Here is a 15863-nt window from a genome sequence, read left to right as displayed (position 1 = left end):
ATTATACCGTTTTTAAGGAGTCCAATATGACCGTCAATTCTCGCCGTTCCGTTTTCGTTGCAATGTACGCAGCCATCATCTGCGTCGGCTGCTTTATCGCCGTTCCGGTCGGAGCGATTCCGATCGTGCTGCAGAACATGCTCGCCGTTATGGCGGGCGCGCTGTTCGGACTGCCGCAGGGTGCGGCGGCAGTCGGTCTGTTTTTGGCCGCGGGCGCGTTGGGCGTACCGGTATTTTCAGGCGGCAAAGGCGGCTTCGCCGTATTGGCCGGTCCCACCGGCGGCTTTCTGATAGGTTATTTTATCGGGGCGCTCGTCTGCGGTCTGATCGCCGGACGCCCGGCAGCGGATGAAAAGCCGTTTACGGTAAAAAATATCGTAAAACTATCGCTTGCGGGACTCGCCGGCTTTGCCGTCGTCTACGTACCCGGAATTCTGCAATTCATGCACGTTACCTCAAAACCGCTCGCTACCGCACTTGCCGCCTGCGTCGTTCCGTTTTTGCCCGGAGACGCGGTAAAACTGATCATCATGGTTCCGCTCGCCGCAAAACTGCGTCCCGTAGCGGCGCGCTTTATGAATCCCGACGCGGAATGACGCGCATGGCGACACACGATACGGACTGCGGGCAACCGGTCATTGCGCTGGACAATATAACCAAGCGCTTCAGAATGCAAAAATCCGAACTCGCGCCCGACGGAACGTACACCGCGCTCGACGGCGTGTCTTTCTGCGTCCGGCAGGGAGAATGCGCCGTGATCGGAGGCGCGAACGGTTCGGGAAAAAGTCTGCTCATGTCCATCATCGCAGGACTTACCGAACCGACGGCCGGCGTCGTGCGCGTTTCGCAGCGAGTCGGCTTGGTGTTTCAGGATGCGGACACCCAGATTTTAGGCGAAACGCCGCGCGAAGACGTCGCCTTCGGACCGGCAAATCTGAAACTGCCGAAAGAACTGATCGCGCGCCGCGTGCAGGACGCGCTCGCGGCGGTCGAACTGACCGAAAAAGCCGATTTTCCGGCCCGCACGCTGTCGGGCGGAGAAAAACGGCGGCTCGCCGCGGCCGGAATTCTTGCCGTGGACGCGCCGGTGTTCATATTCGACGAACCGTACGCGAACCTCGATTACGCCGGCGTAAAGCAGGTGAACGCCTTGATAACGGCGCTCAAACGGGACGGCAAAACGGTTCTGATACTGACGCACGAACTCGAAAAATGCCTCGCGCTCGCCGAACGATTTCTTGTTCTGCACCGGGGAACGCTCGTATTCGACGGAACGCCGGAAGAAGGCCTGGCGCAGCCGCTTGAATCGTGGAGTATCAGAAATCCGCTGCACTCGTACGCCCGCCTGCAGGATTTGCTATGGAACTGACCATTTTCCGCTACAGCCGCGGCAGCGGCGTTCCGTACCGCATTCCGGCGTGGATCAAACTGCTGAGTCTGTGTCCGGCGACTTGGCTGATATTCCGACTGGAAATACCGTACTGCGCGGCCGCAATCGCAGTCACGGCGCTCGTCCTGCGGCTCAGCGGATTTCCGTTTCGGGAACAGGCGGCGGACGTCCGCCCGATTCTGTTCTATCTGTATTTCATGTACGCCGTTTCCGTTTTTACGAACATCGCCGAAACCGCGCCGGCACACGTGAGTGCGGCGGTTCTGATACCCCGGCGGGACACCGCGCTGCTGCTGCTTCGGCTGCTGCTGACCATGCAGGTGTCTTCGCTTCTGTTTAAAACGACGACTTCCGTACAACTGCAGGACGGTCTTTCCCTCATCGAAACGACGATCCGTTCCGTACTGCGCGCAATTCCCGTGATCGGCCGCCGCGTTCCGCCGGATCCCGCGTTCGCCGGCCTTATCGCGTTGTTCATTACGTTCATACCGCGGGTATTCGCCTCATGGAATAAAATCGAGCGGGCGTGGAAAGCGCGCAGCGGAAAAAACGGTATTGCAAAAATGAAAACGCTGCTGCCGGTACTTTTTTCCGTATGCATGACCGAAGCCGAAAAATCCTTTTTTGCCGCAAAAAACCGTTCCGCACCGGAAGCATGAATTTCGCAACCGGCGCGTAACACAGAACCATTTTTATGTCAATATCAATTGCAAGTGAAACCGCTTTTTTCCGGAAATTTAAAAAACTTTTTTTTCAGTATTTACATTTTTCCCTATTGCCATTACATATATAGTGTAGTATGCTATATACATAGCTTACAGTCCGCTATATACAGCAGCGTTTTACGAGTCGCGCTGAGGTTGAATATTCTCTTATAGTATAAGGAAAAACAAGTATGAGATGTCCGTACTGCGGCAGTCTGGACGATAAAGTCATAGAATCGCGCGCGCTCGGCACCGGTGAAAGCATCCGCCGCCGCCGAGAATGCGTCAGTTGCGGCTACCGCTTCACCAGTTACGAACGCATCGAAGAAAAACCCTTTATGGTTGTCAAACGCGACGGACGCAGACAGCCGTTCGACCGGTCGAAACTTGAAAAAGGAATCGACCGCGCGCTTGAAAAAAGGCCGGTTTCGTCGACCATGATCGAAAACATCGTATCCGAGATCGAAGACGCCGCCCTTATCAAGGGGCGGACTTCGCGCGAAATTTCCACCGCCGAATTGGGAGATCTCGTACTTGAAAAACTGCACGCCATCGATAAGGTCGCGTACATACGGTTTGCGTCGGTATACCGGCACTTTGAAAATCTTGAAGAATTCATAACTGAAGTAAATAAATTGGGAGGATGTAATGAATGAGCAGTCGGTGTTTCCGGAATGGAGGAGCTTTCTCGGAACCAAAAAAGACGGCGATACGGCTCTGTTCGTCAAGCATGTCGTAAAGCGGTCGGGAGAAGTCGAAGATTACGACCGTTCTAAAATCAGCGCCGCTATCGGCAAGGCGATTACCGCGGTCGAAAAACGGCCCGATCCGGACAAAGCGGAACAGCTGACGGATGCGGTGGAAGACCGCTTACGCCTCATGATGGCCGGCCGGCACGAACATTCGATCCCCGCCATCGAAGAGATTCAGGATATCGTTGAAACCGTTTTGATAGAAAACAACGCCGTTACGATTGCGAAAGCGTACATTTTGTACCGCGCGCGCCACGAAGCGATCCGCGACACCAAAAACCTGATGCTCGACATCAACGCCACGATGGACGGCTATCTGAGCCAGTCCGACTGGCGCGTCAACGAAAACGCGAACGTTAACTTTTCATTGGGCGGGCTGATCCTGCACAACTCGGGTACGATCACCGCAAATTACTGGCTCAAAAACATTTATTCACGGGAAGTCGCCACGGCGCATAAAACGGCGGCGTTCCATATTCACGACCTGTCGATGTTTTCGGGTTACTGCGCCGGCTGGTCCATCAGACAGCTCGTTGCCGAAGGACTCGGCGGCGTGCCGGATAAAATCACGTCTACGCCTGCCGGACATTTGTCCACGCTCGTAAACCAGATCGTCAACTTTCTGGGCATCATGCAGAACGAATGGGCCGGCGCTCAGGCGTTCAGTTCGTTCGACACGTATCTCGCGCCGTTCGTCAAAAAAGACAGCATGAAAGAAAAAGAAGTCCGCCAGTGCATCCAGAGTTTTATCTACGGCGTCAATACGCCCAGCCGCTGGGGTTCTCAGGCGCCGTTTACGAACATTACGCTCGACTGGAACGTGCCTGAAGACATGCGCGACAAGCACGCCGTCGTCGGCGGTAAGGAAATGGATTTTACGTACGGCGACTGCCAGCAGGAAATGGACGTCATCAACAAAGTTTTTATCGAACTGATGATAGAAGGCGACGCGGCGGGACGTGGTTTCCAGTATCCCATTCCCACGTACAATATTACCAAAAATTTCGACTGGGACAGCCCGAACGCGCAGTTGCTGTTTGAAATGACCGCCCGCTACGGTACGCCGTATTTCCAGAATTTCGTCAATTCCGATTTGAATCCCGGCGACGTCCGCTCGATGTGCTGCCGGCTTCAGCTCGACAAGCGCGAGCTGCGCAAACGAGGCGGCGGTCTGTTCGGCTCCGACGAATTTACCGGTTCGCTCGGCGTCGTTACGATCAACCTGCCTCAGATCGGCTATCTTGCGAAAACCGAACAGCAGTTCTTTTCACGCCTCGACTATCTGATGGATCTGGCCAAAGAAAGTCTGTGCACCAAACGCAAGGTCATACAGCGGCTGCTCGACGGAGGGCTGTTCCCCTACACTCGCCGCTACCTTTCCACGCTGAACAATCACTTCAACACGATCGGATTGTGCGGAATGAACGAATGCTGTCAGAACTTTTTGGGCTGCACCATCGTAGACGAAAGAGGCAAACGGTTCGCCGAAAAAGTGCTGAACCATATGCGTCAGCGGCTCGCCGACTATCAGGAACAGACCGGCGAATTGTTCAATCTTGAAGCGACGCCTGCGGAAAGCACGTCGTACCGGCTCGCCCGGCACGACAGGCAGCAGTTTCCGGATATCATCACTTCCGGTGAAAACGATCCGTACTATACGAACTCGAGCCAGCTGCCGGTCGATTATACCGACGACATATTTGAAGCGCTCGACCATCAGGAATCGCTGCAGACCAAATATACCGGCGGAACGGTGTTCCACACGTTCATGGGAGAAGCGATCAAAGACTGGCACTCGTGCCGCGATTTGGTAAAAGCGGTTACGGCGAATTACCGGATCCCGTATTTGACCATATCGCCGACGTTCTCCGTCTGCCGCATCCACGGATATCTGAACGGCGAACAGTTTGAATGTCCCAAATGCAAGGCCGAAGCCGAGCAGAAACTGAACCTGCAGCTCGCGCGTCTTGAAGAAGAACGCCGGACGCTGCTTGCGAATGAAGAACCTGCGCAGTAAAATAGCGCCCGGTACTTTACAATAAACAATTTACACGCTATATTTAGCGTGTAAATAATACGGAATATATCTGGGAGGAATGATTCCATGGCTACGACAAAAAGAACGCTTGCCGCCGTTGAAGCGGAAATCGCGCAGACAAAAGAAGCGCTTGCAAACGTAAAAGGATCCGAAACGGAAGTATACGCCCGCATCGTCGGATATTACCGCTCCGTTCGGAACTGGAACAAGGGAAAACGCGACGAATACAATCACCGCAAACAGTTCGTATATACCGATTCTTACGCGGTTACCGAAGCGGATTCCGGCTGCGGCTGTGCGAACGAAGTTCCGGTAATTTCCGAAATTTCCGCCGCACTCGCGTCGGACGCGCCCGCTTCGTACGAATTCTACGCGCGCAAAACGTGTCCGAACTGCCCGCCGGTAAAAGACTACATGGCGCACTGTGCGGTTGCCGGAACCGTCATCGACGTGGATACGAGCGACGGTTTGGCAAAAGCGGCCGAAAAAGGCGTGTTTTCCGCACCGACCGTTATCCTGTACGGCTCGGACGGAACCGAAATCGCACGTGCGCACAATACGGCGGAACTTGCAGCCGTATTTGAACCGGTAGCGGCGGCGGTCTGACGTCCGCATGAATACGGAAACCCGCATCGGCGTTCTGGTAAAAACCAGTCTCGTCGATTTTCCGGGACGGGTTGCGGCGGCCCTGTTTTTGGGCGGCTGCAACCTGCGCTGCCCGTACTGCTATAATACCGAACTGGTTACCGGAAACGCGCTTCCCGAAGACGCGGTTTCCGCTTCACAAGTACTCGCCCACCTTGAAAAACGCAAAAACGTATTGACAGGATTCGTCATTTCCGGCGGAGAACCGCTTCTGTCGCCCGTGACGGAATATCTGATTACGCAGGCGCGCGCCCTCGGATATAAAATAAAGCTCGACACGAACGGTACGCTGCCGGAACGGCTCTCGCACCTATTGCAGTCGCCGGCGCTGTGTCCCGATTTCGTCGCGCTCGACGTCAAAACGTCTCCGGAAAAGTACGGGCTCTGCACGTCCGGCGGCAACGCGGCGAATGCGGTAAATGCGGCGAATGCGGTAAATGTGGCGAATGCGGCGGAAAAGATAGAAGAATCCGTACGCCTCGTTTCGGCGCTGCCGGCGGATCGCAGGGAATTCAGGACGGTACTGGTTCCGCCGCTTATCACCGAAGCGGACGTCGAGCGCATCGCCCGGATGCTTCCCGCCGACGCCGCCTGGAAATTTGCCGCTTTCAAACCGGGCGGCTGCATAGATCCTTCGTACGACGAAATCTCACCGTTTTTGGACAGCGAAACGGCGGCGCTCATTGCAAAAGCCCGCACGATAATTCCCGGTGCCGAATTGAGATAAAGCGGTACGTAAATTTCGGCTGCATCCGAGCTTACTGGACAATATACCGAAAACGGGATATACTTTTTCCATGCAACCCAACGAATTTCCTGAATGGTTTTCCAATCGCTATAAGCATACCAGTTCTTTTTTTTCGGGCATCGCGTTATTGGCAATAGATTTGCTCGTAATCATGCTCAGCATCGGAACCAGTTTTTTCATCTTGAACCTCATCAACCAAAGTTTTATCAATTTCAGATCATTCGTGACGTACTGGGTATATCTGCCCGCGTTTATCGCGGTATTTTACGCGGCAAGGCTGTACCCGGGAATCGTACTGTCTCCGGCCGACGAAGTCCGGCGTTTTTCGGTCACGTCGACGTTCTGTTTTACCGGCATCGCCCTTTCCATCGCCGTTGAAACGGACGGACGGGGAGCGATCAGTTTTGCCTTATTGTGTGCAGTGCCGATTTCGTGCGTTTTTCTGCCCGCGGGCCGGCAAGTCGCCCGGCTGCTGTTTTCCAAACGGAAATTCTGGGGCGTACCGGCCGTCATATACGGCTTTGACGAAAATAAAAACGTCATCGTGGAACGTCTGCTCAGGCATCCCGAACTCGGCTATAAACCGGTACTGATTATCGATCCGAACAAAACCGAAGATCAGGACATGTTTTTCGGCATTCCCGTAATGAAACCCTCGGCGGAAATTCACCAGATAATCAAGAATCTGAAAATAACGACGGCGATTCTTATTGAAAAAGCGGACGACAGCGTGATTACGGACAACAAATTATATTCGGTTATCATGCATCTGTACCGGTATACCGTCGCCATTCCGTACAATCAGCATATCAGGACAATTTCGTCGTCCGTCCGTGATTTCAACGGCATCATAGGGTTTTCCACCACCCATAATCTGACACGGAAAGGCAGTCTGTTTCTCAAGCGCTGCATGGATCTGCTGTTGCTGCTGATAGCCGCCGTACCGACGCTTCTCATAACCGCGATCATCGCGGTCGCCATAAAGATTTCATCTCCCGGCCCCGTCTTTTACGGGCATAAACGCGTCGGTAAAAACGGAAAACCGATCACGACGTGGAAATTCCGATCAATGATAACCAATTCTCAGGAAGTGCTGGAGCGAATTCTTGCCACGAATCCCGAAATGCGTGCCGAATGGGAAAAAGACCGCAAATTCAAAAACGATCCGCGCGTAACGAAAATCGGAAAGCTGCTGCGCAATACCAGTTTGGACGAATTACCGCAATTATGGAACATTCTCTGCGGTAATATGAGTTTTATCGGTCCGCGCCCCGTGACGGAACCGGAACTCGAAAAATACGGTGCGAACGCGGATTTCATTTTATCCGTAAAACCGGGACTTTCCGGCATGTGGCAAATTTCCGGCAGATCGGATACCGGATACGAAGAACGGATTCTGCTCGACACGTATTATATTCAGAACTGGTCGATTTGGCTCGACATCTGGATCATCATAAAAACAGTCTGGGTTGTGCTCAAAGGAAAAGGTGCTTATTAATGAAAAGAATAGTATGCAGCGTTGCGGCCGTGCTGTGCGCGTTTTTTGCGTCGGCGGAACAGTATCGGATCGTCGACGTCAAATATGATATTATCGGGCGCACTAGAGAATACGCGCTCAACAAGAATCTCGACATACGCAAAAACGTCGTGTTTTCGTCCAAAGAAGTGTTTGAAATGTATCTGACACATCTGAAGCAAGTACTGGTCAATCAGCGCGTCCTGCAGGAATCGGAAATTACGTATACGACGGCCGAGGCTGATGAAAACGGCACGCTGCCGGTTACGCTGCTGATCACGGCGAAAGACACCTGGAGCATTTTGCCGCTTCCGTATCCCAAATACAATTCAAACGACGGTTTTTCGTTCAAACTGAAAGTAAAGGATTTCAATTTTTGGGGATCGATGGAGCCGCTCGATTTTGAAATCGTATTTTCGCAGGAAAACGAAGGCAATGACAACGTTCTGAGCACCGGACTTTCGTTCGCCATTCCGTTCAGTATGGGCGTTTTCGATGCAAAATGGGAAACGGATTCGTCGCTGTCGTACACGATCGGCGCCGATCGGCCCGAATTCAATTTTTCGACCGGAATGAGCATGGCGTTTCCCTTTAAATTCGTTACGCTGTCGCTCACGCTCAAGCAGAAAATCAATCAGGATCTCGACTACAAGAGTACCGGCGACGAACTGTACTTTACCGAATACGCCGGATTCGACGCACCGTTCACGCTGTACCGGTCTTCGTCGTTACTCGATAAAATCATATGGAAACCGTACACGTCCGTTACGTACAATTGGGATACAGACGGAATATTCCATCCGGATTTGACCGGTCCGGTGCTGGCCGTCGGTCACACGATTTCGGCGGGAAGCGTAAACTGGTACGGCAATTTCAGACAGGGAATAACCGGATCCGTTACGCAGAACTTCGATTACAACTTCGATTCGTTTTCTTTCATTCCGTCGATTTCGGCGGAAGTAAAAGGCTTTTACGCTTTCAAATACGCGGGAATCGCGTCCCGGCTGTACGCGTACACCTATTACGACGTGTTCGACAAAAAATATACGGGAACCAAAAATATCGGTTCACGCATCCGCGGCGTATACGACAGCAAAAACTATAACGAAGGTCAAACGGAAACGGCTGCGGCCGTTTGCCTTAATCTGGATATTCCGGTCAAAATACTCCAAACCGACTGGCTCGGCTGGGGAAAAGCCCTTTTCAAGCGGGACATGCCGTCGTTTTTCAGATATTTTGACTTTGAATTGCAGTTTGCACCGTTTATCGACGTTGCGCTGATACGGAATACCGCGAAAGATTCGCTTTTGAATCCGAAAGACGGATTTATCGGCACAGGGCTTGAAGTCGTCGTATATCCGACTAAAATGAGAAGCATTCAGGTGCGCGGAAGCGTCGGCTTCGACGTAAGCCGGCAACTCTCCTCCGCTTCATGGCGAACCAGCAAAGGACCTGAAATCGAAATCGGAATCGGACTGCATTATTAGCGCACGGGCGGCGCTCGGCTGGCTTAAAACGGCGAGCCCGCGCCGAGCAGCAGCCGGGAAGCAAGCTGCCGCCAATACGGTTCCGGCGCGCACGTCTGCATCAGCTGCAGAAAGCTGCGGCTGAAATCCGCGTTTTCGGGAAACGTTTCGAGTGCGGTGCCGGCAAAACGGTACAGGCAGTTCCAAAAACCGGTCTGCACGCTCCATTCGGCGATGTCGGGATATTTCATCGCCTCCGCACAGAAATTATCGAGCGACACGTATTCATATTCCGTGTTCCGCTGCAGAACGATGGAATACATTCGCGTCAGTGCAGTCAGCACGCCGAGCATCGACGATTTGCACGCTTCTTCGCTCCGCCCCTGTTCAGCGTATAATTCCGTCAGTTTGTAATACGCGGGAATCGAACGGTAACAATCCGTCCGGTATAACGAAAAAAACTTATCCGCCGCATATCCTTTCCGCACGGAAGAAAACAGCGCCTCGGTAAGCGCGGTATCCGTGTAATACGGATCGTCGGCCAATATAAGCAAAAGCGCTTTTTCACATCCGTCCGCATCAGCCGTTTTATACGACAATCCGGCCATATCGTATAAAATATCATATTTCTGGCCGGGAATATCGAGCGTATCGGCGTGTTCCCAGGCGAGCGAATAGTAATAACGCGCCAAATCGTTTTCGCCTTCGAGTTCGTAAATCTTTCCGGTCAGATACTCCGCTTCGGGAAACGCGGACATTTTCCGAATATACGCAATGAGCGATTTTACCGAATTATCAAAGAAATCGAGTCCGTGTATTGCCGAAACGTATTCGATCAGATCGGAAGCCTCATATACGTCGCGCGCGCGTAAAACGGCAACGACGTCGGAAATGGAATCACCGGCATTCTGAACCTGCACCGGACTCAGCGCCTGTTCCAGCATTTCGACCGCCGCCGTGCATTCGTTTATACGCGCGTCTTTCGCTTCTCCGAGCAGACGCAGCGACGTGCCGTACTGCCCGTTTTTAAAAGCGAGTTCGGCATCGTGCAGAATACGCGCCGGCTTCCGAAACAGTGATGCCTCGGCAGACAGAACGGTTCCCTGAAATGCGAAAATAATACAGATACACGGCAGCAGTCGGCGTAACGCGGATTTCACAGGCTTAACAATTCCTTTCTGAATAGAGTATCGGCACATTCTTCCGGAACCGTATGCACTATTTTTCCGTGTTTGAAAATCATCACTTTTCCGGCGGCTCCGGTAATGCCGATGTCGGCGTGTTTTCCTTCACCCGGACCGTTTACGACGCAGCCCATAACGGCGACGGTAATATCCTTGTCGAGCGCCATCAATTCGTTCTGCCATCTGGCAACGAAACCGTGAACGTCGAATCCGTCTCGGCCGCAGCGCGGACACGAAACTATTTTAACGCCGCCGGGACGTTTTCCGGTTTCCCGAAGTATTTCACGCGCCGTAAGCACTTCGTTTTCGGGCGATGAAGACAGACTGACGCGGACGGTGCCGCCGATGTTCCGTTCCAGCAGCGCGCTGAACGCGAGCGTACTCTTGACGATGCCGCCGATAAGCGGTCCCGCTTCGGTTACACCGATATGCAGCGGTATATCGTGCGCGGCGGCGAACGCTTCGTTCGCTTCTATCGTCTCCCGTACGGAAGACGCCTTCATGGACACGACGACCTGATCGAACCCCAGTTCGTCGAACACGGCGGCTTCGCGCACCGCCGTTTCGGCGAGTCCTTCGGCGCGCGTCATACGGCCGGCCGCGACGGCTTCCGCAATATCGCGCGGAAAACTTCCGGCATTGACGCCGATTCGGATTGCGGCGCCTTTTTCCCGGCAGCGGTTTACGACGGCGGCGACGCGGTCTTTTGAACCGATGTTCCCCGGATTGATGCGGATCTTCGCAACCGGACCTTCAAGGCATCGCAGCGCGAGCTTATAGTCGAAATGGATATCCGCAACGAGCGGCATTTCGGTTTCCGACGCAATTTTCACCAGCGCGTCGGCGCTTTCTTCATCGGGGACGGCGAAACGGAGAATATCGCAGCCGAGCGCGCCCAGCTGTTCGATACGGCCGATAACGGAAAAAAGGGCATCACGATCGTTCAAAACGCCGCTAATGCCCTCTTTCCACATTGTCTGAATCGATACGGGAGCAGCGCCCCCGATACCGATCCGCTTCGTTTTGCCCGAACCGCCGACGTACACCGTACGCGTATCGTTCATGGCGGCACACACCCTTAGCACACGATCATCGAGAAAACCATGGAGAACAGTGCGACCGTTTCACACAAACCGACGACCATGATGTACTGCGCAAAACCTTTTCCCGTTTCACCGAGCGCGTCGGAACCCGCGGCACCGGCTTTTCCCTGGAAAACGGCGGAAGCCGCCATGGCAAGGCCTGAAAAAATACCCAGCGCCAGCAGAAACGCACCGTCTTTTTCGGACGCAATCATGTTCTGCATCAGCAAAAATCCGTAAATGGTCTGCGTCAAAGGGGCACCGGCAAAAACCGTCAAAATAAACGGAGCCGGTTTGTTGTTCATATAGCACCGCTTCCAGGCGCCGATGGCGGCCTGACCTGCATAACCAATACCAATTGCGGATCCTATCGCCGCAATGCCGAGAACACAAGCTGCACCAAACATTCCAATCATAGTATACTCCTATTCAATACGTCATTATTTATTTTCAGCCGATTCACAGAACGGCTTATAAGCGAATCCCGACCACGACATGCCCAAATGGCTGGAAAACTCCAGCGTGTTCAAACGGACGCCGTGAACGATTACCGACAACACGTTCAATATCATATTCAGCCCGTGCCCGAACACCAGCAGCAGTACGCCCACAAAAATGAGCGCGCCGCCGAGCGTGGGCCCCGCCATGCTGTTTACCGTCGCCGAAATGGCGCCGCCGGCAAGCCCTACCGCCCACAGGCGGATGTACGACACGATATCGGAAAATACGTTTACCACGCCGAGCAAGACCGAAACGATATTTTTGCAGCTTTCCAGAATGGACGCACCCAGATTTCCGTCGTAATTTGAAAATACGAAGCTGAGCACGAATCCCGAACCGATTACGGCCAAAACGGACGTTCCCATCGTTTCTATACCGAAAAATACGTCCAATTTTACGACCATATTCAGTACGACGAAGAATATGCCCCACAGCATCAGCAAAGATCCCAATTCGCCCAAACACTTCGGGGAACGGATATATCTGACGATGCCTTTCAGGTGCGCAATCGAAAGCTGCACGAGCGCAAGCATAAAGCAGAATATCTGCAGATTCTGCTTGACCAGCGCTTCGTTTTCGGGAGACGCCGCCGCAAACGCGTTCGACAACGGTTTGAACGAAATTCCTGCAAGCCACGAAGGCAGCTGAGCAGGCGTCAGTCCGAACCAAGTGCACGTGATCGTTCCCCATCCCATGGTGAACAGTCCGAGCAGCAGCAGCAGATTGTACGCCGGCGGAATTTTCTTGCCTTTCGCCAGCGCCGCAACGTCGGCAAAAACCGCTGCCAGCACCATCAAAAGACCGTATCCGCCGTCTCCGAATATCATACCGAAGAAAATACTGAAAAACAGCAGAAACCAGCCTGAAATATCGTATTCGCGGTAACCGGGAACCGTTCCCAAAAAGTCGGAAACGGGATAAATCAAGCTGACCAGTTTGTTGTTTTTCAGTTTAGTCGGCACTTCGTCTTCTTCAGCCGGATCCGATATCGAAAGCGCCCAGTTTTCTTCCTGCGCGGCGAATTTGACGGCGGAAATATCTTCGACCGGCGCGTATCCGGTCAGCCAGGCCAACGGTACGAACGGCTGTTCTGCCGATTCCGCGCCGTCGCGTCCCATACCCGAATACGTGTTTTCAAATTCGATATCTTTTTCCATATCCAGGCAGAACCTGGTCAGATCGTCCTTATAGACGGCGGAAGCGGTCAGCGATTTTTCAATCGCCGCGATTTCCGCACGAAGCGCCGCAATCTCCGATTTCAGTTCCGCAGATGAAGAGCGGATCATCGGCACCTGATACGCTTCGGCAGGCAGATCTGAAGGACGTCCGGCTCCGGCATCCGCAGAAGCGATGCCGGAGCTTCCGCCGGCTATCGCGGTACCCGGCGTTTTTTCATATTGAACCGTCAGGAACCGCGTTTGGGCCTTGTCTTCGTTGACCAGCACCGTCTCCACTGTATCGGGAATGGCGGCGTACGCGTCGCGGGGAATCTCATACATCGTAAGCACGATGCCTTTTTCCGCAAGATACGCGAAATCCGCAGCGGAAAGCGCGCCCCAGGCGGAAAACCGTTCAAGTTCCGCCGTGTCCGCCGCAATCTGTTCCGCACACTGTTTTTTGCGTTCGGCCAGTGCGATGACTTCTTCCGCCTTTGCAAGTGCGGAAGTCCGATCGAGTACGGCTGCGGAAGAAGCGGCGGCTTTTTTCGGCAGCTTTATTTCCGACAGAATCATATGCGCGCTCTCGGCTTTCACATACGATTCGCGGAACGCCGCCAATTCGTCGCTGTTGCCCTGCAACTGTTCAAGATGCACCACGCCGAGTTTCCGTAATTTTTTCAACGCTTCTTTACGCTGGTCTTCCAACACGACGAAAGAAACCTTTTTCATTGGCACTATCATTCGGCAGCCTCCGTTTCAACCTTTGACGCCGCGGTTTCCAGATTCTTTTTGGAAATTTTACCGCGGACAACGGCTGCAACCTGCTGGTCACCCAAATAAACCGAAATCTTTTTGATATTCGTTTTAGTTTCGGGAATTTTGACCTTTTCAAACAGGTTGACGCGCTGCGTCGTAGTCCGTAATTCTATCAGCAGTAACCTGACTTGTTCTTCAAGTACTTCAGCTTCGAGATCGAGCGACAGCGCCTGTTCCATACGATCCGCCGCAAGATCGATCCACAGCGGAGTCGCGTACAAGTCGTAGTCGCCGCGCGAAAAGTCGGCGCCCTCGTATATCGGAATCGTAACACCGGCAATGTTGCCGGTTCCTTTGCGGATATTGCGCACGGTCACCATATCGGGCGTAAAAGCGTCGCTTTCCCCGAATACGGCAATCCATTGGGCAAATTCCGCTTCCAGCGCCTTGCGGCGCGCGCGGACTTCCTGAACGCGGGCGTCAATCGTGCGGATCTCTGTCTGAAGCTGCTGTTTTTTGAGCGTCAACGTCGGAAGATAACGCCGATACATTTTCAGCGCGTCTTTCTGCGTTTTCAACTCGTTTTTCGTCAGCTTAATTGTCGCCATCAGCGTATCCTTTTAGGCTTTTACCGGCCAATATTGCTCGATAAGTTCCGATTTGATACCGGTTTCTTCACTGTTAAAACACGAAGCGAGGATATTCCATCCCTTATCGAGCGCGCCTTCAAGCGGAATGTTGACCGAAAGAGCCATCAATTCCTTTTCAAACAGTTCGCCGTATTTAAGCAGTTTTTCATCCCATTCGGACATCATGAATCCCATCGATTTCTTTTCGAGGGTATCTTTGTACGCCGAATACAGGCGGATCATGCCGTCCATAAGCGCGCGGTGATCGTTGCGCGTCTTGCCGTTGACGTTCTGCTTCAGACGTGAAAGCGAACCGAACGGTTCGATGCGGCCGCCTTTCAGATAAAACTGACCTTCGGTAATGTACCCGGTATTGTCGGGCACCGGATGCGTAACGTCGTCTCCGGGCATCGTCGTAACGGCGAGAATGGTTACCGAACCGGCGTCGTCGAAATCGACGGCCTTTTCATACCGGGAAGCCAGCTGACTGTACAAATCGCCCGGATATCCGCGGTTCGACGGAACCTGTTCCTGCGTGATCGCGATTTCCTTCATGGAATCCGCAAAATTCGTCATGTCGGTCAAAAGAACCAGAACGTCTTTGCCCTGAAGCGCGAACTGTTCGGCAACGGCCAAACTCATATCCGGAATTTTAAGGCATTCCACCGTCGGATCGGCGGCGGTGTGCACGAACATGACGGTACGGCTGAGCGCGCCGCCTTCTTCAAGCGTGTTCTTGAAATACAGATAATCGTCGTATTTGAGCCCCATACCGCCCAGAACGATGACGTCGACTTCCGCCTGCATGGCGATACGCGCCAGCAGTTCGTTGTACGGTTCGCCCGAAATGGAAAAAATCGGCAGTTTCTGGGAAACGACGAGCGTATTGAACATGTCGATCATCGGGATACCGGTACGGATCATGCGGCGCGCCATAATGCGCTTCGCGGGGTTTACCGAAGGACCTCCGATTTCAACCGGATTGTCGCGGAGCGCCGGACCTTTGTCGCGCGGAGCGCCGGAACCGTTGAAAATGCGGCCGAGCAGATTTTCCGAAAAGCACACCTGCATTTCACGGCCGAGGAAACGGATCTTATCACCGGTGGAAACACCGCGGCCGCCGGCGAAAACCTGCAGGGAAACGAGATCGCCGTCGATACGGTTCACTTCGGCGAGCGACGTGCCGAACGCGGTTTCGATTTCGGCAAGTTCGTTGTATTTGACGCCGTCGGCGCGAACCGTAATGACGCTTCCGCTGATCGATTCTATTTTACTGTATATTTTGTTCATGG

Annotated in this window: 15 protein-coding genes; 9 read left to right on the top strand and 6 right to left on the bottom strand. The window is 53.3% G+C overall.

Features of this window, described 5'->3' with window-relative positions; genetic code table 11:
- Window positions 1-26 precede the first annotated feature (26 nt).
- The 9 genes from TREBR_RS06145 (at window position 27) to TREBR_RS06105 (ending at window position 9280) form a co-directional block, all read left to right on the top strand.
- On the top strand, window positions 27-596 hold the full coding sequence (locus TREBR_RS06145) for a biotin transporter BioY (protein WP_013758335.1): 570 nt from the start codon (window positions 27-29) through the stop codon (window positions 594-596).
- Window positions 593-1369: an energy-coupling factor ABC transporter ATP-binding protein gene (locus tag TREBR_RS06140; protein ID WP_013758334.1), complete on the top strand. Its 777-nt coding sequence runs from the start codon at window positions 593-595 to the stop codon at window positions 1367-1369. The genes TREBR_RS06145 and TREBR_RS06140 overlap by 4 nt, the downstream gene beginning before the upstream one ends.
- On the top strand, window positions 1360-2049 hold the full coding sequence (locus tag TREBR_RS06135; RefSeq protein WP_013758333.1) for an energy-coupling factor transporter transmembrane component T family protein: 690 nt from the start codon (window positions 1360-1362) through the stop codon (window positions 2047-2049). The genes TREBR_RS06140 and TREBR_RS06135 overlap by 10 nt, the downstream gene beginning before the upstream one ends.
- A 236-nt stretch (window positions 2050-2285) precedes the next feature.
- Window positions 2286-2750: a transcriptional regulator NrdR gene (gene nrdR / locus TREBR_RS06130; protein WP_013758332.1), complete on the top strand. Its 465-nt coding sequence runs from the start codon at window positions 2286-2288 to the stop codon at window positions 2748-2750.
- A complete protein-coding gene (locus TREBR_RS06125) occupies window positions 2743-4863 on the top strand; it encodes a ribonucleoside triphosphate reductase (RefSeq protein ID WP_013758331.1) in 2121 nt (706 codons plus the stop codon). The genes nrdR and TREBR_RS06125 overlap by 8 nt, the downstream gene beginning before the upstream one ends.
- Window positions 4864-4950: 87 nt before the next feature.
- A complete protein-coding gene (gene nrdD, locus TREBR_RS06120; RefSeq protein WP_013758330.1) occupies window positions 4951-5490 on the top strand; it encodes an anaerobic ribonucleoside-triphosphate reductase in 540 nt (179 codons plus the stop codon).
- A gap of 7 nt (window positions 5491-5497) precedes the next feature.
- Window positions 5498-6256, top strand: coding sequence for an anaerobic ribonucleoside-triphosphate reductase activating protein (locus TREBR_RS06115; RefSeq protein ID WP_013758329.1), 759 nt, complete (start codon window positions 5498-5500; stop codon window positions 6254-6256).
- 70 nt (window positions 6257-6326) lie between these two features.
- Window positions 6327-7775 carry an undecaprenyl-phosphate galactose phosphotransferase WbaP gene (gene wbaP / locus TREBR_RS06110; RefSeq protein WP_013758328.1) on the top strand — a complete coding sequence of 483 codons (1449 nt, stop codon included), beginning with the start codon at window positions 6327-6329 and terminating at the stop codon, window positions 7773-7775.
- A complete protein-coding gene (locus tag TREBR_RS06105) occupies window positions 7775-9280 on the top strand; it encodes a BamA/TamA family outer membrane protein (RefSeq protein WP_013758327.1) in 1506 nt (501 codons plus the stop codon). Before wbaP ends, TREBR_RS06105 begins: the two co-directional genes overlap by 1 nt.
- A gap of 23 nt (window positions 9281-9303) precedes the next feature.
- Here TREBR_RS06105 and TREBR_RS06100 read toward each other — a convergent pair whose 3' ends face one another.
- Genes TREBR_RS06100 through TREBR_RS06075 form a run of 6 tightly spaced genes read right to left on the bottom strand, consistent with a single transcriptional unit; the run spans window position 9304 to window position 15861 of the window.
- Window positions 9304-10419 carry a hypothetical protein gene (locus TREBR_RS06100; protein ID WP_013758326.1) on the bottom strand — a complete coding sequence of 372 codons (1116 nt, stop codon included), beginning with the start codon at window positions 10417-10419 and terminating at the stop codon, window positions 9304-9306.
- Window positions 10416-11507: a (E)-4-hydroxy-3-methylbut-2-enyl-diphosphate synthase gene (gene ispG, locus TREBR_RS06095; RefSeq protein ID WP_013758325.1), complete on the bottom strand. Its 1092-nt coding sequence runs from the start codon at window positions 11505-11507 to the stop codon at window positions 10416-10418. The genes TREBR_RS06100 and ispG overlap by 4 nt, the downstream gene beginning before the upstream one ends.
- Before the next feature lie 14 nt (window positions 11508-11521).
- Window positions 11522-11941, bottom strand: coding sequence for an ATP synthase subunit K (locus tag TREBR_RS06090; protein ID WP_013758324.1), 420 nt, complete (start codon window positions 11939-11941; stop codon window positions 11522-11524).
- A 24-nt stretch (window positions 11942-11965) separates the two neighbouring features.
- Window positions 11966-13915: a V-type ATP synthase subunit I gene (locus tag TREBR_RS06085; protein WP_245523740.1), complete on the bottom strand. Its 1950-nt coding sequence runs from the start codon at window positions 13913-13915 to the stop codon at window positions 11966-11968.
- A gap of 8 nt (window positions 13916-13923) precedes the next feature.
- Entirely contained in the window at window positions 13924-14550 is a 627-nt protein-coding gene (locus TREBR_RS06080) for a V-type ATP synthase subunit D (RefSeq protein ID WP_013758322.1), read from the bottom strand.
- A 12-nt stretch (window positions 14551-14562) separates the two neighbouring features.
- Window positions 14563-15861, bottom strand: coding sequence for a V-type ATP synthase subunit B (locus TREBR_RS06075; RefSeq protein ID WP_013758321.1), 1299 nt, complete (start codon window positions 15859-15861; stop codon window positions 14563-14565).
- Window positions 15862-15863: the final 2 nt, after the last annotated feature.

The organism is Treponema brennaborense DSM 12168 (assembly GCF_000212415.1).
Taxonomy (GTDB): domain Bacteria; phylum Spirochaetota; class Spirochaetia; order Treponematales; family Treponemataceae; genus Treponema_F; species Treponema_F brennaborense.
The sequence above is the reverse complement of the archived record's forward strand: the minus strand, read 5'-3'. Positions and strand labels throughout refer to the sequence as shown.